Raw genomic sequence first — 25,267 nt, 5'->3', positions numbered from 1 at the left:
TGCCGATGCTGCCGTGGTCGATCGACTGGGCGGGAACACTGGAGCAGAAGACGTACGACAGTGCGTTGCTGCGAGGGAACCCGCTGGGCGACCCGCACGAGCGGCCGGTGCTCGTCTACCTGCCACCCGGGTACGACGAGTCCGACCAGCGCTACCCGGTTGTCTACGTGACCATGGGCTATACCGGTCACAACGGGATGTGGTTCAACCGCGTGCCCTTCCGGCAGCCCTACCCGGAGCTCCTGGACGCGATGTTCGCGGCCGGCGACGTACCGCCGGCGATCGTGGTCTTCGTCGACACCTGGACCAGGTACGGCGGCGGGCAGAGTCTCGACTCCCCCGGCACCGGCCAGTACCTGTCGTACGTGTGTGACGAGATCGTGCCGTGGGTGGACGCGACGTACCGGACCATCGCCGACCGCGACCACCGGGCGATGACGGGTAAGTCCAGTGGTGGCTACACCGCCATGGTGATGCCCCTGCTGCGGCCGGACGTGTTCGGCGCACTGGCGACGCACGCGGGTGATGCGAGCTTCGAGCTCTGCTACCGCGGCGAGTTCGCCGCGCATGCACGCACGCTGCGGGACAAGTACGACGGTGACATCCAGAACTTCTTCAAGGACGCCGCGGGGCGAGCCGGCCAGCTGCAGAACGAGGACATCCACCTCTACGAGATCTATGGCTACTCCTCGGCGTACTCCGCCGAGCCGGACGGGACGGTGCTGCTGCCGTTCGACGACCTCGGTGAAGTGATCCCGGAGGTCTGGGAGCGCTGGCTGGCCCTGGACCCGGTCGAAATGCTCAAGCAACCCCAGTACGCCGATGCTGCGCGCTCGATGCGGGCTATCTGGATCGACGCCGGCCGCAATGACGAGTACTACCTCGACCTCGGGGCGACTGCGTTCCACCGTGGCCTGCAGGCGATCGGCGTACCGGAGGAGAAGGTGCACTTCGAGCTGTTCGACGGCAAGCACGGTGGAATCGAGTACCGCTATCCCCTGGCCGTCCGCTGGCTCTGTGAGCAGTTCCAGTGACCTGGCCGGCGGGGATCACCGCACGGCCGATCAGCAACGACGATGCGCAGGCCTGGGCCGACCTGCTCGCTGTCCGCGAGCTGATCGACCACGGCGGCGAGAACTACGACGCGGCCGATCTCCTCGAGGAGCTAGCGGATCCACACCTCGACGTCGAGCGAGCCACCATCGGGCTGTGGTCCGGCGAGCAGATGGTCGGCTACGCCAAGCTCCACCCGTCCACGTCGGTCATCGACGTGGACCGGGTCGCGGTCGAGGGCACTGTGCACCCGGAGTGGCGACGGCGTGGTGTCGGCGGCGCCCTGATGCAGTGGACCATCCAGGCCGCCAGTGCGCAGCACACTGCGCAGTTTCCGGACTCCCCTGGTGAGGTCCGCGCCAGTGCGAGGAGCACGCACGACGGCACGATCGCCATGCTGCGCGGGCTCGGCTTCGAGGAGGCCCGCTACTTCTGCGACATGAAGCGTTCGCTCGAAGAGCCGGTCCAGGTCGTCGACCTGCCGGACGGCTTTCGGCTGGTGCCGTTCGACCAGTCCGTCGACGAACGACTCCGGGTGGCTCACAACGAGGCCTTCCGCGACCATTGGGCCGCTCTGCCTCGCGACCCCGAGTCCTGGAAGACCCACGTCACCGGCTCGCGCTCATTCCGGCCAGATGTGTCTTACGTCGTACTGGACGGGGACACCGTCGCGGCCTATGCGCTCGGGTACGAATGGGTCGCTGACACCGAGGCGACCGGCGTACGCGAGGTGTATGTCGGTCAGGTCGGCACCCGGCGTGAGTACCGCGGACGTGGGCTGGCCCGGGCCGCCCTGGCGAAGGTGCTCGCCGAAGGCGCCCGGACCGGCTATCAGCGGGCCTCGTTAGGAGTGGATGCCGACAACCCCACTGGTGCCCTCGGCCTCTACGAGAGCCTTGGCTTCGCTGTCCACAGCAAGTGGATCACCTTCCGCCTGGGACTCTGAGCGACGCAGCCACGTCCACGGCTTCACGCTGATCACGATCATCGTGAGGCTCAGGGCGGCGTACACGAGGGCGCCGATGAAGGCCGCGTGGACCCCATCGGTCAGTACGGCGCGGGGCGTCGTACCGGTGGAGTTGCGGCTGGCCGTGCCGAAGAGGGTGACCAGGATGCCCAACCCCAGTGCACCGCCGACCTGCTGGACGACATTGAGCAGGCCGGACGCGGCTCCGGAGTCCTCCGGTGCGACGTTGGCGATGGCCCGGCCGACCAGCGGGATGAAGAGCATGCCGGCGCCAAGTCCGAAGACCAGCAGCGGTCCGACCACGTTGGCGAGGTAGGTGCTGTTGGCGTCCAGCTGGGTCAGCCAGATCGTGCCGGTGGTGATGAGCAGCGCACCGGCCAGCATGAAGCGCGAGCCGTCGATGCGGTTGAGGAGCTTCGGGACGACCCGGGACGAGGCGAAGAGCAGACCGGTCATCGGCAGGAAGGCCAGGCCGGCCGCGAGCGGGCTGAACTCGAGCACACCCTGCAGGTACTGGGTGAGGAAGAAGAACATCCCGAACATGGTCCCGATCACCAGCAGCATCGTCACGTACGACGCCGAGCGGGACGCGGACCGGAAGAGCCGCAGCGGCACGATCGGGTGGCTGACCCGGCGCTCGATCAGCACGAACGCCACCAGCAGCAGCGCCCCGGCACCGAACGAGATCAGGGCCTCAGCCGCGGTCCAACCGACGTCGGCGACGCGGATGAAACCGTAGACGACCGACGTGATGCCGAGTGTCGAGGTGAGCGCACCGGCGATGTCGAACCGGCCGGTCTCCCGGGGAGTCTCGGTCAGCACCCGGCGGGCCGCGATGACCAGCCCGATCCCGATCGGGACGTTGATGAACAGGCCCCAGCGCCACGAGGCCCAGTCGGTCAGCATGCCGCCGAGGACCAGGCCGACGCTGCCGCCGCCGGACGAGACCAGGCTGTAGTAGCCCAGCGCCTTCATCCGCTCGGGGCCTTCGCGGTAGGTGAGCATCATCAGGGTCAGGGCCGCGGGCGCTGCGATGGCGCCACCGACGCCTTGCAGAACGCGAGCCGACAGCAGGAGTTCGGCGTTCGGAGCGAGTCCGCCGAGGAGGGAAGCAAGGGTGAAGATGCTGACGCCGGTGATGAAGACGCGGCGGCGACCGAGCAGGTCACCGGCGCGGGCGCCGAGCAGAAGCAGTCCGCCGAAGGCCAGGGCGTAGGCGTTCTGCACCCAGGAGAGGCTGGACGGGCTGAAATCGAGAGCTTGCTGGATCTTGGGCATGGCGATGTTCACCACGGTCCCATCCAGGATCACCATCAGCTGGGTGACCAGGATGACCGCGAGAACAAGCCCGGGTCGCCGGGTGGTCGTGCCTGACATAGTGCTCCTTACCCCGGAGGGGCTACAGTTGTGGGAGGAAGTGGAGACTTCCTCCGCTTCACAATACGGAGGCATCCTCCGCTTTGCAAGCGATATTGTCGGCCGTCTTATTCCAGGGAGGTCCGCATGGCGTCGACACCGTTGCCCACCACGCGGCCGACCCGCGCGGATGCGGCCCGGAACTACGACCTGCTGGTGACGGCCGCCCGGGAGACGTTCGCCGAGCACGGCACCGACACCTCACTGGAGGAGATCGCCCGTCGCGCCGGGGTCGGCATCGGCACCCTCTACCGCCGCTTCCCGAACCGGACGGCCCTGCTCGAAGCTGTGTACGTCGAGGAGATCCAGTCGGTGATCGATCGTGCCTACGACTTCGATCGGGAGCTGCCGCCGTTCGAGGCTCTGAGCGCCTGGCTGCGCAGCTTCGTCGGCTACGGCCTGTCCAAGAAGACGCTCGCGGTCGAGATGATGAACGCGCTCGGCCGGGACTCGGAGTTCTTCAAGACCTGCAAGACGAACATCCAGGAGGCCGGCGAGCTGTTGCTGGTCAAGGCCAAGGAGAGTGGCGACATCCGGCCCGAGATCGAGCTGGCCGACGTCATGCGGCTCGCCGGCGGGATCAGCCATCTGAGCCCTGCCGTGGCGCCGGATCAGGCGATGCGGATGCTCGAGATCGTCCTGTGCGGCCTCAGGCCAACTGCGCCCTGACCTCAGCCAGGGACGGGCTCGCCGCGTCGCGCTCGGTGTAGCTGGGCTCGGCGACCGGCCATTGGATCGCCAGCTCCGGATCGAACGGGTTCACCGCGATCCGCTCCGGCGACCACGGCTCGTTCACGAGGAAGTTGTAGACCGTGTGCGGCGCGATCGTGCAGAACGAGTTGCCGAGCCCCCGCGGCACGTAGAGCGCATCGCCGGGCCCGAGCTCGAACGTCTCCACCTGCCCGGAGTGCAGCTCGACGATCGCGACGAAGACCCGGCCGGCCGAGGGCGACAGGTACTTGTCCCAGGGCTCCGCGTGGATCCCGCGCAGGATCCCGGCTCGCTCGAAGTACGTGACGTTGTGCTGGACGACCTCGTACGGCGGGACTCCGGCGGCCGCGAGTTTGTCCCGATGGAAGCTCTCCTCGAACCAGCCGTCAGCATTCGGCTGGAGGGCGAGCTCGATCCGTAGCAGGCCGGCGATCGACGTCTCGCGCACCTTCATCGGCGGACCTGCTGGCGCGCCTCGAGCTGCGCCTGGTCGGCCGCGCTCAGCCCGGCCGCCCAGCCGGCGCCGTTGGTGATCCGGGTCCGGCGCATCTTCGTGTTCGGGAAGAGTTTGGTGAACAACGCCTCCACCTGCTCCTCGCGGCGCGTCAGCACCGGCAGCAGCCGACTGGCGTCCGCCACCGGCACGGCGGCTTGGGTCGCCTCGGTCGCGGCCTGCAGCCGCTCGCCGATCCGCTGTGCGTAGGCCATCAGGAACGACTGCCGGAACGACCTCGTCCGGGACTCGCCGTACCGGCCGATGTGCTTGCCGGAGGCAATCATCGCGCGATTCGCCTGCACCAGCAGGGAGGTGGCGAGGATCTCGGTGAGCTGCAGGTCGAGGTCGGCCCCGATGACGGTGACCACGGCGAGCTGCTCGATCATGACGGTGCGGCACCGGTTCGCCGTCGCGACCGCTCCGACCAGCTGCGCCTTGGCCGACACATACGGCGTGTCCAGCCAGATCCGCCGGGCGGCCGAATCGTCCGGGATCTCGACCGCCGGATCCGCCTCGACCAGCGCCCGGTCGAGCGCGAACTTGGCCATCAGCTCCTGGGCCTTGCCGGACAACGCCTCGGCCTCGTCCGGGAACTCGGTCGCCTCCGCCTTCGCGAGCAGGCCGCGGATCCGCGAGAGCATCTTCGCGTTCGCCGGAGCGGCCGGTCGCTCACCCGCGATCCGGCGTACGGTCGTGCCTGGCGGTGGGAACAGCTGGGCCAACGGCGGCAGAGACTGCAGGAATCCCGACAGCGCGAGCGTGTGCCGCAAGGTGAGGTAGCGGCTGACGCGCTCGGACTTGGCCCAGGCCGCGAAGTCGAGCTCGGCGAACGGCGGCTCGATGCCGAGGTCGAGCAGCTGATCGAGCCACCGCGGATCGACCATGTCCTCGCGGTAGTTGCGATGCTCGGCGGCGATCGCGGTCAGCAGCAGCGGCTCGACACCCGGGTCGAACTCGCGGCGGCCGTGCTGGAGGAGGTCGGCCGGCGTCCAGCCGCGCTCCCAACTCGTCCGCAACAGGCCGGTCAGGAAGCCGTGCAGGACGCGATCCACCTGGGCCTGGTCACGTTCGTCGAACCCACCCAGGCGGGCGAGCTCGCCGTCGGCCCGATCGTCGTGCAGGGCAACGATCGCGGCCGCCATCGGCAGCAGGCGCAGAATCTCGTCGTCACTCACGCGGTCGAGTCTGACACCGTCCGGAGCCGCACCCAAACGGGCAGCTCGCATCCTGTGGAAAACCTGGTGCAGCAAGCGATTCCGCGCGAAGATCTGCCCTAAAGGACACCGCCCCGACCGGTCCTCGGACTTAGCCTGACGGCACCACAATCGGGGAGGAATGTGATGACTGAGCTTGCAGGCTTCAGCGGAACCGTGCTGACGCCCGACCAGGACGGGTACGACGAGGCGCGGCGACTCTGGAACGCGCAGCATGTCCGGCAACCGGCGGTGATCGCCCAGGTGCAGAGCGCCGAGGACGTCGCTGTCGCGATCCGGTACGGAGTGGAGAACGGTCTGGAGATCGCAGTGCGCGGGGGAGCACACAGCGTCTCCGGAGCGTCGTCGGTCGACAACGGTCTGATGATCGACCTGAGTGCACTGAACAGCGTGTACGTCGACGCCGAGGCCCGACTGGCGCGCGTGGGCGGAGGCGCGTTGCTGCGCGACCTCGACGGCGCTACGCAGGAGCACGGCCTCGCTGTGCCGGCCGGCGTGATCAGCCACACCGGAGTGGGCGGTCTGACGCTCGGTGGCGGCATGGGCTGGCTGAGCCGCAAGTACGGCCTCAGCATCGACAACCTGGAGTCCGTGCAGCTCGTCACCGCGGACGGCAGCATTCTGCGCGCCGCTGAGGACGAGAACCCGGATCTGTTCTGGGGTGTTCGCGGTGGCGGCGGAAACTTCGGAGTGGTCACCGAGTTCGAGTTCCGGCTGCACGAGGCCGGGCCGATGGTCCAGTACGGCATGCAGTTCTGGACAGTCGACCAGGGCGCCGACGTACTGCGGCTCGCACGGGAGCTGTTCCCGACGCTGCCCGCGGACATCAACATCGTGATCGCCGCACTGAACGCTCCGCCGGCACCGTTCGTACCGGAGGCGCTGCACTTCGCCCCCGGCTACGCCTTCGTGACTGTCGGCTTCGGTCCGCCCGAGCAGCACGCCGAGGTGCTGGAGCGGATCCGTACCGCGTTGCCGCCGTCCTTCGAGTTCGGTACGCCGATGCCCTACGTCGCACTGCAGCAGTCGCTGGACGAGCCGAACGACTGGGGCCACCACTCGTACGAGAAGGGCTCCTACCTCAAGGAACTCAGCGACGGCGCGATCGAGGTCATCACGCAGGAGATCGCGAAGAAGGTCTCGCCGATGTCCGCGACCATGATCTATCGGCTCGACCAGGCCTACTCCGCGGTCGACGACGACGCCACCGCCTTCGGGGGTGAGCGGACCGACCAGTACGCCCTGTTCATCGTCGGCCACACTCTCGCGCCGGAGCTGCTCGAGGCCGAGAAGCAGTGGGTCCGGAGCTTCTGGGAAGCGCTGCAGCCGCACACGGCCGGAATCGGTAGCTACGTCAACGGGATGACGGAGGCCGAGGACGATCGGATCAAGGCGTCGTACGGGTCCAAGTACGAGCGGTTGCAGCAGATCAAGGCGAAGTACGACCCGGACAACGTGTTCCACCGCAACCAGAACATACTGCCTGCTTAGATTATTAGGCTGCCTAGGCTTTCAGATGGACGCAGCTCCGTCGATGACGAGCACCTGACCGTTGATGTTGGTGTTGTCCAGCAGCAGCATCCGGACCACGGGGACGACATCGTCCGGTTCGGTCAGGTGCCCGGTCGGGGTACGGCGGACGATCTGGTCCAGCTGGGTCTGTCCGAGCACGGCTGACATCTCGGAGGCGAAGAAGCCCGGCGCCACGGCGTTGGCGAGGACACGGCCACCCAGCTCACGTGCGAGCGAGCGGGTGGCCGCATCCATGCCGCCCTTGGTCGCCGAGTAGGCCACCAGGCCGGGGTAGCCGCGCTGGGCGCAGATCGAGGTGACGTTGACGATCCGGCCCTTCAGACCCTTTGCGAGCATCCGGCGCAGTACGAAGCGGGTGAGCACCAACGGCGCGGTCAGGTTGGTCTGGATGATGTCCTCGAGCCGCTCCGCGCTGGTGTGGACGTGCAGTGAGTCCTGACCGATCGCTGCGTTGTTCACCAGGCCGTCGACCGGGCCGAGGGTGGACTCCACGGTCTTCACAAACGCTTGTACGACTGGGGTGTCGTTGATGTCGACAGAACCGGCGTACAGGTGGTCGGGGTACTTCGACGTCAGTTCGGTGAGCTCTGGGGTCACAGTGCGCGCGAAGGCGGCCACCTTGATGCCGGCGGTGAGCAGGTCGGTGACAATCGCCAGACCGAGGCCGCGGGAACCACCCGAGACCAGCACGACCGACGCGGGCGGTACGGACTCAGACATCGCTTTTCAGCGTCTCCTTCTGCGGGATCTCGTCCAGGAACTTGATCCGCCGCGGTACGCCGTAGTCCGGCAGACGGCTCGAGCACCACTGCACCAGGTCCGCGTCGGTGATCGGACCGAGCGACTCGTTCGACACGACCTCGGCTGCGACCATGCGGCCGACCAGCGGGGCCTTGCGGGCGAACACGCGGGCCCAGGAGACACCTGGGTGTCCCATGAGCACATTGCGAACCACTCCGGCCGATACCTTCGATCCGCCGACGTTGATCTCGTCGGTGTCGAGTCGACCGGTGATGAGGACGCGGTCGCCGTCGTACTCGACCCGGTCGCCGGTGTGCACCGCACCGACCAGTCCGGCGCCGTGATGCGGCGAGCGGATCACCAGCTCGTCACTCTCCACCGACAGCATCGGGCGGTCCGGATCCGGGGCGCGCTTCAACCACTCGCGCGGGAAGCCGGCCTTGCCGTCGTGCACCACGATCGACGCACCGACCTCCGAGGACGCGTAGATCCAGGAGATCCGGGCCTTCGGGAAGAGGTCGCGGAGCTGGTCGAGAATCGCCTGGTCGACCGGCTCACCGCCGAGGGTGATCTGCTCCAGCGGTACGGCGGCCAGCGCTTCCGAGTCCCGGTAGATCGCCTGCCGCCAGAAGGTCGGCGTACCGGAGGCTGCGGTGACGCCGTGCCGGGCAGCGATCTGCGGCCAGTCCTCCAGCTCGTCCGGCTCGATCACGACGAGTCCCTGGTCCTGCTGGGTCAGGGAGATCATCACGACCTGCCACCAGGCGTACGTACCGGGCGAGTAGGGCAGCAGCCAGGTGCGTGGGGGCTGGTCGGCGGTCACTGTGGTGAGTGACTCGAGGGTGTGACCGATCCGCTTCGGACGGCCGGTCGAACCGGAGGTGAGCAGCCAAGCGCGGCCTGACTCCTCCACACGCTTCAGTCTGGCCGGTGTGACCTCCCCGTCCGGCAGGACGATCGAGAAGCCGGACTCGCCGAGCTCCTCGCGCATGTACTCGTCCACACGCGAGCTGGTGGCGACCAGCAGCTCGGTGCCGTGCACTGCGTGGTGTCTGAGTGCGGCCAGCGCATCAGCGCCGTTGTCGACCAGGACTGCGGCCGGGGACGGCAGTTGCGGGAGCTTGTGCAGCGTCCGCCAGGTCAGGCTCTTGCCGGCGACGACCACGGTGTTGTCGTCACCGATCAGTGCGGTGGTCCGGCGCCTCGTAGTCACGCCGTCTGGAGTTGTTCGATGAAGTCCAGTACGTCGCCGACGGTGGCGATCCGGCGCAGCCCGGGCGCATCGAAGTTCAACTCGTCGCCCAGCTCGTCCTCCACCCGGAGCGCGAGCTCGGAGAAGTCGAGCGAGCGGAAACCGATCGTGCGCAGATCGGCGCTGTCGTCGGCCGGTAACGACCTGCCCTGTGCGGTCATCACCTCACCCATCAACTCCCGGACCCTGTCCCGCGCCACCGAACTCATGACCACAGAGCCTAGCCTGCCGCGCCGGACCGGCGGCGGGCGTCATGTCGGATCCGCGGGGTCGCGACGGAGGGCCGCTCGGAGCCGCTTCATCCGGCTGGAGATCTCCCAGCCGATCAGTGCGATCAGTGGGCTGGCGGCCGCGATCGCGGCCAGCAGAACCTCCTCGACCGGCAGTCCGGCGATGTGGAGGACGACCATGGGACCTCCCCGATGCTGCGAGACCTGGGAGGTTACTGAGTGTAAAGGCGATCACGCCGGTGGTAAACGGCTCGGTGCTGCCTTCGCATGCCTAGACTCTCCGGGTGACCGCAGCTGGCGAGGGGGACCCGAAGACCGCATCTGAGGCGGTCACGCAGGAGCTACCGGCCGTTCCGGCCGAGGAGAAGAGCAAGCCGGCCGAGGAGAAAGGCACGGCGGACGCCCCAAAGGGCAAACCCGAGGGCAAAGCTGACGCGACGGCGGAGGAGAAGCCGAAGCGGCGGTTCTGGCGACGGCGGGGTGAGCGGCGGCTCAGCGGGCGTGGGATGCGTGCGGCTGGCCTGGTGAGTGTGCCGGTGCTGCCGTTGGCCTGGTTCGTGGGCTTGCAGGAGCATCCGGTCTGGATGCCGATCGTGTACCTGGCCTATTTCCTCGTGGTGATCGCCGTACCGGGGACGATGTTCTGGCGGCGGCTGACCGGCGGCACTGGCTGGTTCACCGTGGACGCAGTGCTCGGTACTGCGTTCGGCCTCGCGGTCGAGGCACTCGTGTACCCGATCGGGATGCTGTTCAGCATGCCGTTCGCTGGGTTGCTGATGCCCGCGCTCGCTCTCGGCATGGTCCGCGCCCTCCCCCGCGCCCCACGAGCACCGCGCCCGACGCCATGGTGGGCGACCGCCGGTGTAATGGTCGCAGTGGGCGCAGCAGCTGCGTGGTTCGTCCGCACCGGCTCACAGCTCATCCCACTCCAAGGCCCGGCTGCGCTCCGACCGAACTCCGATGCACCCCACAGCCTCGCCATCGCCGGCGAGCTGACCCATCACTTCCCACCGAGACTCCCGTACGCCGATGGTCGGTGGCTGACCGGCCACTGGGCGGCGTACGACCACATCGCGTCGTCGCACTGGATCACGACGATCCCCCTCGACGTCCTGACGCATCGGATGGTCCCGTTCGCGTGGATCCTGCTGACGGTTGTCGGTGCGGCCGCTGTCGGGGTCCTGCTCACCGGTCGCGCAGTAGCCGCACCGATCGCTGCTGGACTGACCGTGGCTGCCGGAGACCTCACTGCGTGGCCATGGGCCGTTTCGGATCGCGTCTTCTCGGACGGGCCGTTCTCACTCGGCCAACTGACCAATCCGGCGCAGGCGTTCTCGACAGTTCTCCTGCTGCCGCTCATCGCGGTCACTGCGCTCCTGCTGCGCCGCCAGCCCGGCCGCCCGTCGCGTGCTCACGTCTTCCGGTTGCTTGTGGTGGCCGCCGTACTGATCGCTGCACTGGCACTCACCAAAGCGACCACACTGCCCGTGTACGGCGCCGGTCTGGCCGCTGCGTGGGTCTATCTGACTGTCAGGAGAGGTCGACTCAACCTGCGCGGTCTGGTGCTCGGCATCGGTGTCGCTGCGGCCTTCGCGCTGACCTACTTCGTCGTACTGCGTGGCACGCCGTCCAGCCTCCTGTTCGACCCGGCACGCACCTTCGATCGGCTGGCCGACCGGATGGGCGGGGGCTCCGCGGTCGCAGTGATTGCTGCGGTGGTGGTTGTCGGTTGGGTGATGCCGGGTGTCGGCGCGTTGCTGATCAGGAGCCGCGTCAAGCGTGACCCGATGCCGGTCTTCCTGGTCGTCAGTCTGCTCGCCGCCGTCGTCGCAGCCTCCCTCCTGTACGACGAGGGCGACGTACAGCTCTTCTTCATCCGCACGGGCTTCCTGTACGGCGTACTGCTCGCCACCTGGGGTCTGAGCTCGCTGAAACGCAAGCAGTACTGGATTGCCGCAGTCGCACTGCTGATCGGGGTAGCGGCGATCTACTGGGGTCGCTACCGCTCACCCGGCTCCTGCACGACGACCAACTGCTTCGGCCAGGGACTGGCAGTCGCACTGGTGATCGCAGCGCTCGGCATCGGACTATTCGGGCTGATTCTGCGCGGCTCCCGCCGTACCTGGGCTGTCATCGCGGTTGCCGTCCTGCTCGGGACCACGGTGTCGCCGACGCTCGCATCGGTGCGGAAATTCGCCAGTCCGTCACTGACGGACTACGAGTCGATCGCACCGGGCGGTATCGAGGCCGCACGCTTCATCCGGCGCAACTCCGGCGCCAACGACCGGATCGCCACCAACGTGCACTGCCACAAACCCAGCAACACCCGCTGCCTGGCCGGCTCCTACTGGATCGCCGGCTACGCCGAACGCCGCGTCCTGGTCCAGGGCTGGGCCTTCCGCACCCGCGTGGACGACAGCTACCCCGGTAAGCCCCAGAGCAACTACTGGGACGAGGAGAAGCTCCGTGTCAACGACGAGGTCTTCGCCAACCCCACCCGCGAGCTCCTCGAGACCCTACGCACCAAGTACGGCGTCCAGTGGCTCCTGCTGGACGACCGGGTCACCCAGCCCCCGAAGAACCTCGACCGCCTCACCGACCTCCGCTTCGAACTGGGCAACGTCCGCGTCTACCAGCTCTACCCGCCCCCACCGGCGAACAGCCCGTTCCCGACGCCGACGCCCACTCCGACCTCGTCCTTCCCCACCGGAACCCCCAGCTTCCCGACCGGCACACCGGGCACCCCCGGCTTCCCGACCGGCACGCCAGGCTTCCCCACCACCACACCGAGCTTCCCGACGCAGAGCATCCCCTCGAACCCGATCCCGAGCGGGACGCTGCCGACAACCAGCGTCCCGACCCAGGGCCTCTTCACCCCGTCCCCCACCACCACGGACCTGACCAGCACCGGCCCAAGCTCACCAGCCAGCTAGCGCAGCCCTCACGGCCCAAGAAGTGCTGCCGGGACAACAGCGATCCCGTCAGCACGCCGATACGCCTCCCCGCCGGTAGTGATCACCACGGCGTCGAGAAGGTCATCACCGATCTGCGCCTTCAGCCAGCGCAGGTGGCGTACGTCGTCGTCGGTCACCACCGGCGAAAGCTTCACCTCGATCGCGACCACGCGATGATCGGCACGCTCGACGATCAGATCCACCTCGTGGTCGCCGTTTCGCGTCCGCAGGTGCCGAACCGTCGCCTCGGCAGCCTGCGCGTAGACCCGGACATCCAGCGTGACCAATGATTCGAACAGCTGTCCCAGCAGGACACCGTCGCGGATACGCGGACTGTCTCCGGTCACATCGTCGAGAAGTGCCGTCACACCGACGCCGAGCAGAGCGGCGGCCAAGGCAGGATCTGCCAGATGATGTTTCGGCGCCGACCCCAAGCGGGTGAGCCGATTGCGGGTCGGCAGCCAGGCCTCGACCGGCTCGAGCAACCACAACTGGCTGAGCACGTCGCGATAGGCCATCGTCGTTGTCTTGGCCGGTTTGTCGGTGTCACCCGCCGTCGCCGCGTCGAGAATCGCGGTGTACGCCGCGGTTGTCGCCGTCGCGGCCGCGTAGGCCGCCAGCCAGGCGCGGAGCGTGGCCGGGCGTTTGACCAGATGGCCTTGTTCGGGAAAGTCTCGTTCGACAATCCGGTCGAGATACCCGGCGAGCTGTGCTCGCCGGGCCCTGGCCGCCAACGGCCTGATACCGGGAAAGCCCGAGCCGACGATCTCCTCGGCGTACGCCGCCAACCGCACATTCGTCGAGCCGTCGATCGGCGCCCTCGAACCAGTCAGCAAGCCTCGCAGACTGACAGTCGGAGATTCGATACCACGCTCCGCCAGTGCCATCGGCCGCATCCGCAACCGCACGATGCGACCCGCACCCGAGTGCGTCGGCGACTCGACGGGGCTCGCACTGCCCGTCAACAAGAACCGTCCCGGCGCGGAGTCCCGGTCGACGCTTCGTCGCACGAGATCCCATACCGGGGGATGTAGTTGCCACTCGTCCAGCAGAACCGGCGGCTCCGCTCGGTCCAGGCGACCTGGATCAGCTTCCAGCAAGAGCCGCTGACCCGGGTCGTCCAACGTGTAGACGGTGCGCGCTCGACGCTGCGCGGTCGCTGTCTTGCCGACCCCCTTCGGTCCGTCGAGGGTGATCGCCGGCAAGCCTGACAGCAGCTCGTCGAGTTCTGCGTCCACGACGCGCGCAAGGTAGTTCGCCACCCGCCAACACTACCATTAGCAGGAGTCAAACCATACCGTTAGCAGGCGCCTAAGACTACCGTTAGCAGGATTCCTACACTCCCGTTAGCAGGTCAGCGGAGGGTGATGGTGGGGATGGGGATGCTTTGGTTCGACAGGCGGTCCAGGGCGGTTACGGAGTAGAGGTAGAGCTTGCCTGGAGTGGCTGTGGTGTCCAGGTAGCTGGTGGAGCGGGTGGTGGCTACCAGGTTGCGGGCGTCGTTGTCGGGGCAATGGTCACCGGCCAGGAGCTCTCGGCGGTAGACGGCGTAGGAGGTGGTGTCGGGAGACGTGCGGTGCCACTTGAGCTGGACGCCGGTGGTGGTGCGGGTGGCTTGAACGCCCAGGGGCGGGAGTGGGGCGCGGGAGTCCAGGGCCGGCATGGCGGGGATGAGGGCCGGGCGGGTGTACCAGGTGCTGTTGAGCAGACTGGTCGCACCTAGGCGGTCGGCGCGGACGTCCTTGGCGGAGAAGAAGATGTTCCCCTTCACCTCAGGGATCGCGCTGTCGAAGGCCATGTGCTCGCTCAGCTCGGCCGGGTCGGCCCAGTCCGGTGACTGCGTCGACGTACCGACCTTGTACGTCGCTTCGCCGATGTAGAGGTGGACGTGGGTGCCGCGGACCTGCTCGGCCCACCACGGGACGATCTTGTTGTAGTCGGCCGGTGCGAAGCCGCCGGCCCAGTAGACCTGCGGAACGATGTAGTCGATCCACTCCTCGCGCACCCAGCGACGGGTGTCGGCGGCCAGGTCGTCGTACGTCTGAACGCCCGCAGTGGTGTCGGTGCCTTCCGGATCGGTCGCCTTGTTGCGCCAGACGGCGAACGGCGAGATGCCGAACTTCACCCACGGCTTGGCGGCCTTGATCCGGTGCTGCAGCTCCTGGATCAGCAGGTTGATGTTGTTGCGCCGCCACTCGGCCAGAGTCGGGATGCCACCGCCGTACTGCGCGTAGGTCGCCGCGTCGTCGAAGACCTGACCGGCCACCGGGTAGGGGTAGAAGTAGTCGTCGAAGTGCACGCCGTCGATGTCGTAGTTCGACACCGCGTCCATGATCGCGTCCTCGACCAGCTTGCGGGCCGCGGGGATACCGGGGTTGTAGTAGAGCTTCCCGCCGTACGTGACGACCCAGTCCGGGTGCTGCCGGGCCGGGTGACTCGGGATCAGGGCGTTGATGTTCGTGCCCATCGACAGCCGGTACGGGTTGAACCACGCGTGCAGCTCGAGGTTGCGCTTGTGCGCCTCGGCCACTGCGAACTTCAGCGGGTCGTAGCCAGGGTCACCACCCTGCGCACCGGTCAGGTACTGCGACCAGGGCTCCACCTTGGACGGCCAGAACGCGTCAGCGGTCGGTCGCACCTGCAGTACCACGGCGTTGTGCTTCTGGCGGACCGCATCATCCAGCCAGCCGATCAGCTCGGTCTGCTGCTGTGCGGGCGTCAGACCGGTCTTCGAGGGCCAGTCGATGTTCACCACCGACGAGATCCACGTTGCGCGGAACTGCCGGAGCGGTGTGGTCGTGCTGGCCGCACAGCGCGCGTCGTCGGACGGCACCGGCGCGGCGGACGCCGTACCGGCCAATCCGCCCAGCAACAGACCTGCGGTGGCACCGAGAACGCCCATGGCACGCCAGACTCTCATGTCACTCTCCGACAATCGCTGCAGATGAAGTGGAAAGATGTTTACACATCGGGGCGCTGGTGAGAAGACGCTAGGTTAGAGGCATGTTGCGGGCCGCCACTGACGACGATGTCGACACGATCCGGCGGTTGCGGAACCAGCAGGCCAATCGGGATGTCAGCATCACCTCGCACGAGATCGCCGCGGCCGAGCACGCGACCTGGTGGGCGAAGACGTCGGTGGACCCGACGCGGCGGGTGCTGATCTACGTCCGCGACGGCGTCACCGCCGGCGTCGTGAACTTTTTCGACCTCGACGGCATCGTGGGGTCGTGGGGCTTCCTGCTGGACGCGGAGGGGCTGGCCGAGCGTGGCGAGACGCTGCCGGCGTGGATCGAGGTGATGCGTGAGGCGACGACGTACGCGTTCGACGAGCTCGGCCTCGACCTGCTCACCGGCGAGGTGCTCGAACACAACACCGTGGTCCGGCAGATGAACCGGCGATTCCGGTTCGTCGAGGGTCCGGCCGAGCAGCGGTACGCCGATGGGCGCGCGGTGACCGTGATCCCGATCAGTCTGCGCCGCCAGGACCGCAGACCGCGCCGTACGGAGGAGCAGGGATGAGAGACACCATCGAGATCGGCGGGGTGCCGATCGGGGCTGAGCACCAGCCGTTCGTCATCGCGGAGATGTCGGGGAACCACAACGGCGATCTGGAGCGGGCCCTGGACATCGTCCGGGCGGTCGCCGAGTCCGGCGCGCAGGCGCTGAAGCTGCAGACCTACACCGCAGACACGATGACCCTCAACCTCGACCTCCCCGCCTTCCGGCTCCCGGTCGAGCACGAACTGTGGAGCGAGGCCCGCCTCTACGACCTGTACGAAGAGGCGCACACCCCGTGGGCCTGGCACGAGCCGATCTTCGAGCTGGCCAGGTCGCTCGGGCTGGTCGCGTTCTCGTCCGCGTTCGACGAGACGGCGATCGACTTCCTCGAGAAGCTGGAGGTCCCGGCGTACAAGGTCGCGTCGAACGAGATCGGCGACCTGCCGCTGGTCCAGGAGATGGCCGCGACCGGCAAGCCGATCATCATCTCCACCGGCTCCGCGACCCTGGCCGACATCGACGCGGCGGTCCGCGCCGCCCGGGCGACCGGCAATGAGCAGATCATCGTGCTCTCCTGTACCGCGAGCTACCCGGCACCGCCGGAGCAGTCCAACCTGCGCGGCATCCCCGTCCTCCGCGATGCCCTCGACGTCCAGGTCGGCCTCTCCGACCACACGATGGGGATCGGCGCGGCCATCGCCGCGGTCGCCCTCGGCGCCACCGTGATCGAGAAGCACGTCACCCTCAAACGCGTCGACGGCGGCGTCGATGCGGCCTTCTCACTGCAGCCCGAGGAGCTCGAAGACCTCGTCGAGAACACCCGCGTCGCCCAACTCGCCCTCGGCCGCCCGGTGATCGGCCCGAAGGAGGCCGAGCAGAACGTCCTGCGCTTCCGCCGCTCCCTCTACGTCACCCAGGACGTCCACGCCGGCGACTCCATCACCCGCGAGAACGTCCGCTCCATCCGCCCCGCCGGCGGCCTCGCCCCCCATCTCTTCCCCGAGATCCAAGGCCGCTTCTTCCCCACCGATGTGAAGGCCGGTACGCCGTTCACCTGGGACCTGCTCTAGACGTTCGGCTTGAGCTTCGCGAGCCCGTCCCTCGTCTTCGCCGCGAAGGCGAGGAAGGTGGCCTCGGGGTTGTCGAACGAATCCTGGCGGATGACCACGACGTACTGGTCGGTGCGGTAGGTCAGCGTGCGCTCGGTATAAGTCTGATCGCCGAGCGGGAAGGTACGGACGATGTAGCGCGACCGCACGCCGTACCCGGGAAGAACGCGCTCGACCATCGCGGCACGGTCCGCGCCGTTGAGCAGGACGTGGGCGCACTCAGGCGGAGTCGGAATGCGCTGGTCGAGCAGTCGGTCACCGAGCGCGGGCGCCAACTCGACAACGACCGCGCTGACGAACGGACGCTCGTTGACGGCCAGTGGACCGATCTCGGCGACCGCCCCGGCCGAGGGCGTGGTCGGGTCGACGAAGTCGCCAGGCGAACCGGGGACTCCGCGATAACGGATGACGTTGCGGCAGATCTCGGGCGAGACACTCCACAGCACGAGCGGATCCGGCCGGGGTTTCGGGTCGGCGCCCGGATAGACGTCACGCGACTTCTTCAGTGGGAACGTACCGAATGCCGTCGGTAGCGCTGCCTCGAGCTTCTCGGCCGTGAAATGGAACTTGGCCGGCGGCTTCGGAGTCTCCGAGACCCGTGGCACGGTGGTGAAAACGGCGGGTTTCGGCGTCGGGGTCGCCGTTCGGTTCGCCGCCGTACATCCGGTGAGCACCAACGTCAGGCATCCAGCCGCCACCAGCCAGCGAGTCACTGCGGTCCCTCCCCTGGGATCATGTCTTGTCGATGCATCGTACGAGTGACCGTTGCCTCGAGCTGACGGGCGGCAGCGAGGCAGTCGGTCGTCGACCCGCTGGAGCACTCGACGCTGGCATAATAGGTCGCCGTACGGAACAAGACGGTCATCCAGGAGTAGTCCTTGCCGCTCCGGTGATAGCGGACAATGACGAAGCGTGACCGCACTCCGAGGCCCGGAACCGTCTGCTCGACAATCGATCCCGTGCCTTCGGGTCCGCTGTCGTGAATCCGAACATTCCTGCACTGTGGAGCGGATTGGACCACCCGCTGCAGGTACTTGTCGGCGTACGCCGGTGGCAGCGGAATCGCCCGGACGATCGGCGAGAGCAGGTCCGGATCGGAGGGGCGTGCCTCCACTTCCGGGAGGACCGGGAAGTCCGCGAAAGTGCTGGCCGTCCTGCCTCCGTTCAGCAGTTGGGCCTGGCAGGACTCGGGCTCAGTGGTCCACTTGGTGCCCGCCTCGCGCGCGATCCAGCCGGGCGGAGACGCGGATCGCGTCAGGGGCACCTTTCCGAGTCGCTCGGGGAGCGCGGCGGTCAACTGTTCCGCGGTGTAGGTGAACGAGATCTTGTACTGCGAGGCGGCCGAAGTCGGGATGGACGTAGGAGTCTGCTGGTTCCGCGCTTGCGGGGCCGAGGTCGAGCAGGCACACAAGGTGGCAGCGAGGAGGGCACCGACCAGTAGCTGTCGGCTGGTGGGGTGGCGCATTCGTTGGTCTCTCCTGCTGCGAGCATGTGATGTCGAGGCATGGTAGCGGGGAAGGGACGGTGGATGACCGAGTATCTGTTGTTTCCGGGGCGTCATCATGTGCTTACTCGGTTTCAGGGGGAGTTTCTGCGGGAGCGGGCGGGTGGGCGGACGGTGGTTTGGGCGGTGACGTCGGCCAATCATCGGACGACGAAGCGGAATCCGGTGGGGTTCGATCGGCGGGAGGCGGCGATCGAGCGGTTCAGTGTGGCGGAGGGGATTCGGTCGTTGGTGGTGGGTGTGGTGGATACGCCGCCGACGGATGAGTTCGCCGAGGTTACGGTGAAGGCTATTGAGGCCGGGACCGATGATCTCGTGCGGTTGACGCCGGAGAACACGGTGGTGGCTTGTTCCACGGACGAGGTGAGCAAGCTTTATGAGCGGCTCGGGTTCACTGTGATCGGGGTGGAGCCGGAGGGGGTGCTGCGGCCGTGGGACGTGTTGCTGATGGTTGCTGCGGGCAATGATGAATGGCGCGCGGTCGCTCATCCGGCGACGGTCGATGTTTTCGAGCGGTATGCGTTGGACGCTCAGGTACGACGCTGCGTGAATGATCCGGTGGTCGGGGACGACGGCGGGTTGACCACGACCCGGGACTACAAGACGTATGCCGATGCGTTCGAGACGGCCGCGGACCGGAAATGGCAGCAGATCAAGGAGTTCGTGCGGCCGGGACGCATTCTGGATATCGGGTGTGCGACCGGCGCGACGCTACAACTGGTCGATGCGGATCCGCGGTTCCACGAGTCGGACCTGATCGGGGTCGAGGTCGCGCGGCATTTGTTCGCCGAGTGCGAGCACAAGAAGGAGCAGGGTTTCTTCCGCAATCCCAACGTGTACTTCTACCAGCGGAACATGCTCGGCTCCGCGGTCTTCCCGGCGCGGTCGATCGACACGACCTTGACGCTGGCGTTGACGCACGAGATCTGGTCGTACGCCGATGGGTCGCGGCCCGAGACCGTTCAGCGCTTCGCGGATGCGCTGTACGCCCACACGGCGCCCGAGGGTGTCTGGATCAACTCCGATGTCTGCGGACCGGCCGAGCCCGACCGTTCCGTCGTACTGGAGCTGGACGACAGCGATGGCTCCAACCCGGCTCAGCCGGCCGAGCTCGAGTCGCTCGACGACCCGGCGGCGTACATCGGGAAGCTGTCGACGCGGGCGCGGTTCTTCCAGTTCGCGCAGGACTTCCGGCGGAATGCACGCGTGCCGTTCGAGTACGCCGTACAGGGTGATCGGCTGGTACTGCGGCTGGCCGACGCGATGGACTTCCTGACCCGCAAGGACTATGTGGACAACTGGTTGAGCGAAACGCACGAGCAGTTCTGCGGGCTCAACTTCGCCGGCTGGTCAGCGGTCGCCGAGCGGGCCGGCTTCCGCATCGACCCGTCCTCCAGGCCCTGGCGCAACGACTGGGTGATCGACAACCGGATCGCCCCGGTCGCCTCCATCACCACCCCCACCGGCGACCCCGTCGACTGGCCCGACACCCACCAACTCCTCATCGCCCGCCGCTAGGCCCTCTCCCCCACCCCGTCACGCCTCGTCCCGTCGCGCGGAAACTTCAGGGGATCTCCCCTCAAGTTGCTGGTTCTCCGGTCAAAAAATGAGGGGAGAAGGGGCAACTTGAACAGGTATCCGTTCAAATTGTGCGAGGGCGGGGCAGGGGCGCGGGGTGGAATTAGCGGGGTTAGCGGGGGCTGGTGAGGTGTTTGCGGAGGGTTCGTTTGAGTTTGGCGGTGAGTTTGCGGGGGTTGCGGAGCTGGGCGGCGCGGGCGACGGTGCGGGCCAGGGCGTAGGAGCGGGAACCGTGGATCTTGTTGCGCTCGACGGTGGCCTTCTGGACCTGGGTGCGGAGTTCGCGGATGCGATTCTCGCGGGTCTTCATGGCCTTGTTGCGGAAGCCGAGGGTGCGTTCCAGGCCGAAGACGTGACCCTGCAGCTCGATCAGCTCGAGGCGGGCCCGGTCGGCGTCGGCGAGGGTGCTGCGGAGGTCGGGCCGGGCGTGCTCGGGCGGATCCAGTACGGCGGCCAGCGCGGCGGCCAACTGTTTGCCCCAGGCAAGCTGTTCGGCGATCGCGGATTCGACGTGTGGGGCGGTCGCGGGGGTCGGGTCGACGGGCTCGAGGCCGGACATCGACATCCAGGTCGAGACCAGGTCGTCGCCGATCATCCACGGCGGCCAGGGGTGCCGGCGGTGGCCGTCGACCAGGCGCTTGTGGAAGCGCAGCCAGGCGGCCGCGAGCAGGTCGTCCTTGGCGACGCGTTCGGGGGCGACCCAGCCGGAGACGCCGAACGCGAAGGTGTCGCCGTCGACGATGATGTCGTCCCAGCGCAACAGGACTCGGGAGCCCCGAGCCCAGTCCCCCAACGAAGCCGCCAGCTTGCGGAACCCCGGCACGTCCTCGGCCGCAGCCAGCCGGAACAACACCGACTCAACAGTCACTCCACCTGGGATCTCCGCGGGGATGACGGTGGAGTCGAAGAGCAGCTCCGCCGGCCCGGCGATGCCCACGGCCTCGGATCCAGCCCCATGACGGGAGGTCGTGCGCCACCCGGTGGCGGTGGGGGTAGCGCGAAGAAGCGCGGGACCGACGTCGGTGTACATGGCGTAGGGGCTGTGGGTGTTGCAGACGGCCAACCAGGAGGTGGAGACAGCAGCCAGCAGGCCGGCGCGGGCTGCAAACTCCAGTGGCTCGGTCGGGGACGTGAGGAGCGGGGTGTCCACAGACTCCAGCGCCTGCTGGGCCAGCCGGGTAGGCAGGTGACCGGGGCGTGCGGAGGCGGCAGCTTCCACGCCTACGAGAGTCTGGGAGGAGAAGTCGGCGTACAGCTGGGCCGGCCAGGGCAGTGCGGCTTGGAACTGGTCGACCGAGACCGGACGGGTCGGGTCGTCGTGGAGGGGGACCCACTCGTCGTCGCCGTGGCGCAGGTGCGCGGGACGGCGGTCCAGGAGGTTCACCAGCGCGAACTCGTTGCGCAGACCCAGTACGACGACGGCGTCCGGCGCGGTGAGTGTCTCCAGCGCAGCAAGACGCTCGGTCCAGCTCAGGTGCTCACTGTCATAGCCGAGGACGCGGTCCAACCCATCTGCCGCGACGACTACCTCGAAAGGCGCAACCCCCTCGGTCGCCATCTCGAACAGCGTGGGCTGCACAGCTGCGACCGACCGGAGTCCGTCCAGCGCACCGGCGACCACATGGAGACAGGGGCCGAAGGTGGCGGTCAGCTGCTCGGCGTCGGAGACGGAGCGGACCAGGATCGTGACATCGGCCGAGTGCGCGAGCACCGACTCGATCAGCAGCGGGGAGTGCGGCCCAAGAATCAGCGTCCGGCGGTTGGCCGGGACCACGTCGGTCAGCAGCGCCGCGAGCACCGGCTGCCGCGTCGTGTGATCGGTCCACGGCTGCATCTCGCCAGGGACGACCAGGACCTCAGACACGTTCTCTCCAATCGAACAGGGTCCGCAGTTCCGCGGGCGGCATCATCCAGTCCTTGCCGAGCTCCAGGTCCGTGGTCGCTCGGGCCGCCTCCGGGTCGATCGACGGTCCGAGCATCTCCGGCCACAGTCGCTCGATCCGGCTCTGCCCACCGAACAGTGGGTTCTCGCCGTCCATCTCCATCGGATCGCCGTACACGGCCGGTTCGCAGCCGGCGGCGACGCCGTAGAAGATCGCGGTGGAGAGCCGGTTGGCCGCTACCCGCTTGTGTTTACGCAGCTCGGCCAGTTGCTTGTAGAGGAACTGCTTGTCGGTCCCCTCGTAGGAGAACCCACGCCGCCCGAACGACACCACCCGGAAGCCGGCGTCCTCGTAGTACTGGCGCACTTCGGGGCGCTCGTACTCCGTGTAGTAGAGGCTGAACGTCACCGGACCGGGCTCGGTCTCGCGAATCTCGTCGATCAGCCGCTGGTGGTCGCCATGGATCTTGCCGCCCTCCCAGCCGTGGAAGAGGAACCAGAGCGTCCCCTCACGCTCCTGCTCCGGGACAGGGGGCACCAGGTCGAGCAGATACAGGAAAGGCGCACCGATGCTGTGGTAGTTCCGCCGCCCGAGCGCATGGCCGCGCCGACGCGGCGCATCGCTCCAGGTGAAGCGCCAGGCGCCGTCATAGAACTCGTGCACCGGATTCCAGCCACAGCCGATGTTCCAGCCGTGCTGCAGGTAGCCACGCAGTCGCGGCGGCTGGTCGTACTCCAGGCCGGCATAGCGCGCCAGAATGTGCGCCTGCCCGTAGTAGTGGTTGTGGTGATGCATTCAGCGCACCTCTACGTGCAGAGTGCCCGCATGCGGCCGTACGGCGAGCGTGTGCCGACCGCTGCGCACCACCAGCGGCAGCCTGCTGCACAGGAAGGGCTCGCACTGTACGGCGTGGGCCGAGCCGTCCATGGCGACCGCGAACAGGATCCAGTCGGCCAGCGACGCAGTCGGGTCCACGGACACCCGATGCTCAGTCGTCCGGTCGACGGACGGGATCAGGGTGTCCAGCTCGACCACTGCGGACCAGCCGTCGTCGGAGAAGCTCCGCCGCGCCGGAATCTCCACATAGTCGTCGCTCCCCGGCAAGAAGCGCCGCCACGCGAACGACACCTCGCCCCAGTCCGGTCCACGCGCGACCAACATGTTGCCTGCAGCAACTACAGCGGCCGCCGCGAACCGGATCGGCGACTCGTGCAGATTGACGTAACCGCCGGTGGACCGCGTCATCGTGATCACCCGGCCGCGCTCGGCGTGCGACACCGCCCGGTCGCCGGCCGTCCACAGCAGCAGCTTCTCCTGCCCGCCCGGACCGCGCAGCCGGAAGGCCCGCGTCGTCCGCTGACTGAACGGATCGTCCGGGTTGGTCTCTTCCAGGATCGATCCGATCGGCAGCCAGGCGGTGAAGTCGCGCCCGTCCACCTTGATCGGCACCTGCTCCTCGCCACCCGACACCGGCCGCGTGACGAACAACGACGGCTCGTCGAACGACGAACGCCCGTGCAGAACCAGTGCGTCCGGCGTGTGCTCGATGGACGTCAACCGGCTGGGATCGGACAGCCGTCGTACGGCGAAGCAGCCGTCCGTACCCGCGCCCGGCTGAATCCAGTTGGTCTCGTCGATCCACGCACCAGGCGGCCAGCCCGGACTGCCGGCGGCCTGCCCACGCAGCAGCTCCCGCCGCCGCAACCGGCCCAGCTTCAGCTGTACGTCGAAATGCGCCGGACCGGCGGTGCATCGGGCCAGCAGGTCCTCATCGAGCACCACCTCGAACCCGACCCGACTGGTGTCTCCGTGCAGGTCAGTGGCGTCGTACCGGCGGACGTTCAACGGGTACTGCAGTCCGCCGATCACCAGGTCGATGCGGAGGCTGGACGACTCGCAGATCGGCAGGTGCTTGATCTCCGCGGTGCCCCTGACCGACAGCTTGCCGTCGACCCAGGTGACGGAGCGGACGCTGGTGGCCAGCGTCAGGTCCTCTTCGGCGACCCGATACAGCTCCGGTGCCACCGCACCGTCGTACACGCCCGGGTAGTTGTAGACGTACTGCTTGCGCTTCCGCGGCCGGGGCAGAACGCGGGCTCCGCCGCGCAGTCCGCCGTCTTCGCGGAAGATCGCGAGTCGCCGGAGCAGGTTGACGTCTCCGGCGCGCAGTGCGGCGTGCTGGATCCGGTCGTAGCGGTGTGCACGCTCCAGAGCCGCTGGGTCCAGCCGACCGAGCAGACTGCCGGCCAGGTCGACCAGATCCTGCTCTTCACCGGCGGGGACCGCACCGAACGCCATCATCAGCGTCAGGAGGTCGATCTGGGTGAAGTGTGCGTGCAGCTTGCTGCGGATCGCCGGGAGCGCCTGGTCGGCCAGATCCATCACCAGACCGGCTGAGGTGACCCGGTCCTGCAGATTGCCGAGCTGGAACTTCTGCTGCGTGATCGACTCCCCGGACTCCCGCTCGCGCCAGTAGTAGACCGGAGCGGCGATGGTGTCGACGGTGACGGCGTCCAGATGCGCCTGCAGGGTGACCGGGTAGTCCTCGTACCGGATCGCGGGGAACTCGTAGCCGTGCTCGTCCCAGAAGGACCGCCGGTAGACCTTGTTCCAGACCATCCGGTCCAGGACCAGATCGGTGACCTCGGAGACGTGGGTGGCGAAGCGGTCCCGCATGAACGGCTGGCGGTGCAGCCAGGACGGCCGGACGCCGGAGCTGTTGTTGAACCGCCGCGCGTTACCGCCGGCGAGGTCGGAGCCGGTCCGGTCGAGCGCGCCGACGAGCTTCTGGAAGCCGTGCCGGGTGACCAGGTCGTCGCTGTCGACGAACGTCAGGTACTCGCCCTGGGCGTGCCGGACCCCGGTGTTCCGGGCCGGTCCGAGACCGGCGTTGTCCTGCTGGACGATCCGGAACCGGGAGTCGCGGGTGCAGAAGTCCTTCGCGATCACCGCGCTGTCGTCGGGAGACCCGTCGTCGACCAGGATCGCTTCGAAGTCGGTCCAGGTCTGCCGGGCGATCGAGTCCAGACAGTCGCCGATGTACTCACCGACGTTGTAGAAGGGCACCACCACGCTCAGCCGAGGCGTCACTCCCGCAGTACTCCCCTCGCCCGAGGGGTGCGCCC

General features: G+C 67.7%; 22 protein-coding genes. 8 read left to right on the top strand and 14 right to left on the bottom strand.

Annotated elements, in window-relative coordinates:
* Nucleotides 1-5 precede the first annotated feature (5 nt).
* Together OG474_RS19275 and OG474_RS19270 are read left to right on the top strand one after the other, a co-directional pair.
* Nucleotides 6-1,034: an alpha/beta hydrolase-fold protein gene (locus OG474_RS19275; RefSeq protein ID WP_405063716.1), complete on the top strand. Its 1,029-nt coding sequence runs from the start codon at nucleotides 6-8 to the stop codon at nucleotides 1,032-1,034.
* Nucleotides 1,031-1,999 carry a GNAT family N-acetyltransferase gene (locus OG474_RS19270; protein WP_405063715.1) on the top strand — a complete coding sequence of 323 codons (969 nt, stop codon included), beginning with the start codon at nucleotides 1,031-1,033 and terminating at the stop codon, nucleotides 1,997-1,999. The genes OG474_RS19275 and OG474_RS19270 overlap by 4 nt, the downstream gene beginning before the upstream one ends.
* On the opposite strand, the gene OG474_RS19265 is transcribed toward OG474_RS19270, so the two are convergent.
* Nucleotides 1,898-3,397 (bottom strand): MFS transporter, encoded by a 1,500-nt coding sequence (locus tag OG474_RS19265; protein WP_405063714.1) that lies wholly within the window; start codon nucleotides 3,395-3,397, stop codon nucleotides 1,898-1,900. The two genes, OG474_RS19270 and OG474_RS19265, sit on opposite strands and share 102 nt — an antisense overlap.
* A gap of 126 nt (nucleotides 3,398-3,523) precedes the next feature.
* Here OG474_RS19265 and OG474_RS19260 point away from each other — a divergent pair, with 126 nt between their 5' ends.
* Nucleotides 3,524-4,105 carry a TetR/AcrR family transcriptional regulator gene (locus OG474_RS19260; protein ID WP_405063713.1) on the top strand — a complete coding sequence of 194 codons (582 nt, stop codon included), beginning with the start codon at nucleotides 3,524-3,526 and terminating at the stop codon, nucleotides 4,103-4,105.
* Here OG474_RS19260 and OG474_RS19255 read toward each other — a convergent pair.
* Nucleotides 4,086-4,601, bottom strand: a complete 516-nt coding sequence (locus OG474_RS19255; protein WP_405063712.1) for a dTDP-4-dehydrorhamnose 3,5-epimerase family protein — start codon at nucleotides 4,599-4,601, stop codon at nucleotides 4,086-4,088. The genes OG474_RS19260 and OG474_RS19255 overlap by 20 nt on opposite strands.
* Nucleotides 4,598-5,818 carry a DUF2786 domain-containing protein gene (locus OG474_RS19250; RefSeq protein ID WP_405063711.1) on the bottom strand — a complete coding sequence of 407 codons (1,221 nt, stop codon included), beginning with the start codon at nucleotides 5,816-5,818 and terminating at the stop codon, nucleotides 4,598-4,600. Before OG474_RS19250 ends, OG474_RS19255 begins: the two co-directional genes overlap by 4 nt.
* Before the next feature lie 165 nt (nucleotides 5,819-5,983).
* Between OG474_RS19250 and OG474_RS19245 the strand changes: the two genes are divergently transcribed.
* A complete protein-coding gene (locus OG474_RS19245) occupies nucleotides 5,984-7,348 on the top strand; it encodes an FAD-binding oxidoreductase (protein ID WP_405063710.1) in 1,365 nt (454 codons plus the stop codon).
* A gap of 21 nt (nucleotides 7,349-7,369) precedes the next feature.
* Here OG474_RS19245 and OG474_RS19240 read toward each other — a convergent pair whose 3' ends face one another.
* The 4 genes from OG474_RS19240 to OG474_RS19225 are packed head-to-tail and all read right to left on the bottom strand — an operon-like array spanning nucleotide 7,370 to nucleotide 9,793.
* Complete coding sequence (locus tag OG474_RS19240; protein ID WP_405063709.1) at nucleotides 7,370-8,110, bottom strand: SDR family NAD(P)-dependent oxidoreductase; 741 nt, start codon at nucleotides 8,108-8,110, stop codon at nucleotides 7,370-7,372.
* Nucleotides 8,103-9,344 (bottom strand): AMP-binding protein, encoded by a 1,242-nt coding sequence (locus OG474_RS19235; RefSeq protein ID WP_405063708.1) that lies wholly within the window; start codon nucleotides 9,342-9,344, stop codon nucleotides 8,103-8,105. Before OG474_RS19235 ends, OG474_RS19240 begins: the two co-directional genes overlap by 8 nt.
* Complete coding sequence (locus tag OG474_RS19230) at nucleotides 9,341-9,592, bottom strand: acyl carrier protein (protein WP_405063707.1); 252 nt, start codon at nucleotides 9,590-9,592, stop codon at nucleotides 9,341-9,343. Before OG474_RS19230 ends, OG474_RS19235 begins: the two co-directional genes overlap by 4 nt.
* A gap of 42 nt (nucleotides 9,593-9,634) precedes the next feature.
* Nucleotides 9,635-9,793 (bottom strand): hypothetical protein, encoded by a 159-nt coding sequence (locus OG474_RS19225; RefSeq protein ID WP_405063706.1) that lies wholly within the window; start codon nucleotides 9,791-9,793, stop codon nucleotides 9,635-9,637.
* Nucleotides 9,794-9,897: 104 nt separating this feature from the next.
* Here OG474_RS19225 and OG474_RS19220 point away from each other — a divergent pair, with 104 nt between their 5' ends.
* Nucleotides 9,898-12,546: a hypothetical protein gene (locus tag OG474_RS19220; RefSeq protein ID WP_405063705.1), complete on the top strand. Its 2,649-nt coding sequence runs from the start codon at nucleotides 9,898-9,900 to the stop codon at nucleotides 12,544-12,546.
* Between the two features lie 8 nt (nucleotides 12,547-12,554).
* Here the strand turns inward: OG474_RS19220 and OG474_RS19215 are convergent, their stop codons facing one another.
* Nucleotides 12,555-13,829: an ATP-binding protein gene (locus tag OG474_RS19215; protein WP_405063704.1), complete on the bottom strand. Its 1,275-nt coding sequence runs from the start codon at nucleotides 13,827-13,829 to the stop codon at nucleotides 12,555-12,557.
* Between the two features lie 92 nt (nucleotides 13,830-13,921).
* Nucleotides 13,922-15,487: a glycoside hydrolase family 10 protein gene (locus tag OG474_RS19210; RefSeq protein WP_405063703.1), complete on the bottom strand. Its 1,566-nt coding sequence runs from the start codon at nucleotides 15,485-15,487 to the stop codon at nucleotides 13,922-13,924.
* Between the two features lie 83 nt (nucleotides 15,488-15,570).
* Here OG474_RS19210 and OG474_RS19205 point away from each other — a divergent pair, with 83 nt between their 5' ends.
* Together OG474_RS19205 and pseI are read left to right on the top strand one after the other, a co-directional pair.
* Entirely contained in the window at nucleotides 15,571-16,089 is a 519-nt protein-coding gene (locus tag OG474_RS19205; protein ID WP_405063702.1) for a GNAT family N-acetyltransferase, read from the top strand.
* A complete protein-coding gene (pseI, locus tag OG474_RS19200) occupies nucleotides 16,086-17,138 on the top strand; it encodes a pseudaminic acid synthase (RefSeq protein ID WP_405063701.1) in 1,053 nt (350 codons plus the stop codon). Before OG474_RS19205 ends, pseI begins: the two co-directional genes overlap by 4 nt.
* On the opposite strand, the gene OG474_RS19195 is transcribed toward pseI, so the two are convergent.
* A complete protein-coding gene (locus OG474_RS19195) occupies nucleotides 17,135-17,890 on the bottom strand; it encodes a hypothetical protein (protein ID WP_405063700.1) in 756 nt (251 codons plus the stop codon). The genes pseI and OG474_RS19195 overlap by 4 nt on opposite strands.
* Nucleotides 17,887-18,642 carry a hypothetical protein gene (locus tag OG474_RS19190; protein WP_405063699.1) on the bottom strand — a complete coding sequence of 252 codons (756 nt, stop codon included), beginning with the start codon at nucleotides 18,640-18,642 and terminating at the stop codon, nucleotides 17,887-17,889. The genes OG474_RS19195 and OG474_RS19190 overlap by 4 nt, the downstream gene beginning before the upstream one ends.
* Nucleotides 18,643-18,705: 63 nt before the next feature.
* Between OG474_RS19190 and OG474_RS19185 the strand changes: the two genes are divergently transcribed.
* Nucleotides 18,706-20,199, top strand: coding sequence for a class I SAM-dependent methyltransferase (locus OG474_RS19185; protein ID WP_405063698.1), 1,494 nt, complete (start codon nucleotides 18,706-18,708; stop codon nucleotides 20,197-20,199).
* A gap of 172 nt (nucleotides 20,200-20,371) precedes the next feature.
* On the opposite strand, the gene OG474_RS19180 is transcribed toward OG474_RS19185, so the two are convergent.
* The 3 genes from OG474_RS19180 to OG474_RS19170 are packed head-to-tail and all read right to left on the bottom strand — an operon-like array spanning nucleotide 20,372 to nucleotide 25,232.
* Nucleotides 20,372-22,123 carry a hypothetical protein gene (locus OG474_RS19180; RefSeq protein ID WP_405063697.1) on the bottom strand — a complete coding sequence of 584 codons (1,752 nt, stop codon included), beginning with the start codon at nucleotides 22,121-22,123 and terminating at the stop codon, nucleotides 20,372-20,374.
* Nucleotides 22,116-22,937, bottom strand: coding sequence for a hypothetical protein (locus OG474_RS19175; protein ID WP_405063696.1), 822 nt, complete (start codon nucleotides 22,935-22,937; stop codon nucleotides 22,116-22,118). The genes OG474_RS19180 and OG474_RS19175 overlap by 8 nt, the downstream gene beginning before the upstream one ends.
* Nucleotides 22,938-25,232: a glycosyltransferase family 2 protein gene (locus tag OG474_RS19170; RefSeq protein WP_405063695.1), complete on the bottom strand. Its 2,295-nt coding sequence runs from the start codon at nucleotides 25,230-25,232 to the stop codon at nucleotides 22,938-22,940.
* Nucleotides 25,233-25,267: the final 35 nt, after the last annotated feature.

The sequence above is a fragment of the Kribbella sp. NBC_01505 genome (genome assembly GCF_045040285.1).
Classification (GTDB): Bacteria; Actinomycetota; Actinomycetes; order Propionibacteriales; family Kribbellaceae; genus Kribbella.
Note: the sequence above shows the minus strand (reverse complement) of the source record. Positions and strands in the feature narration are given on the sequence as shown.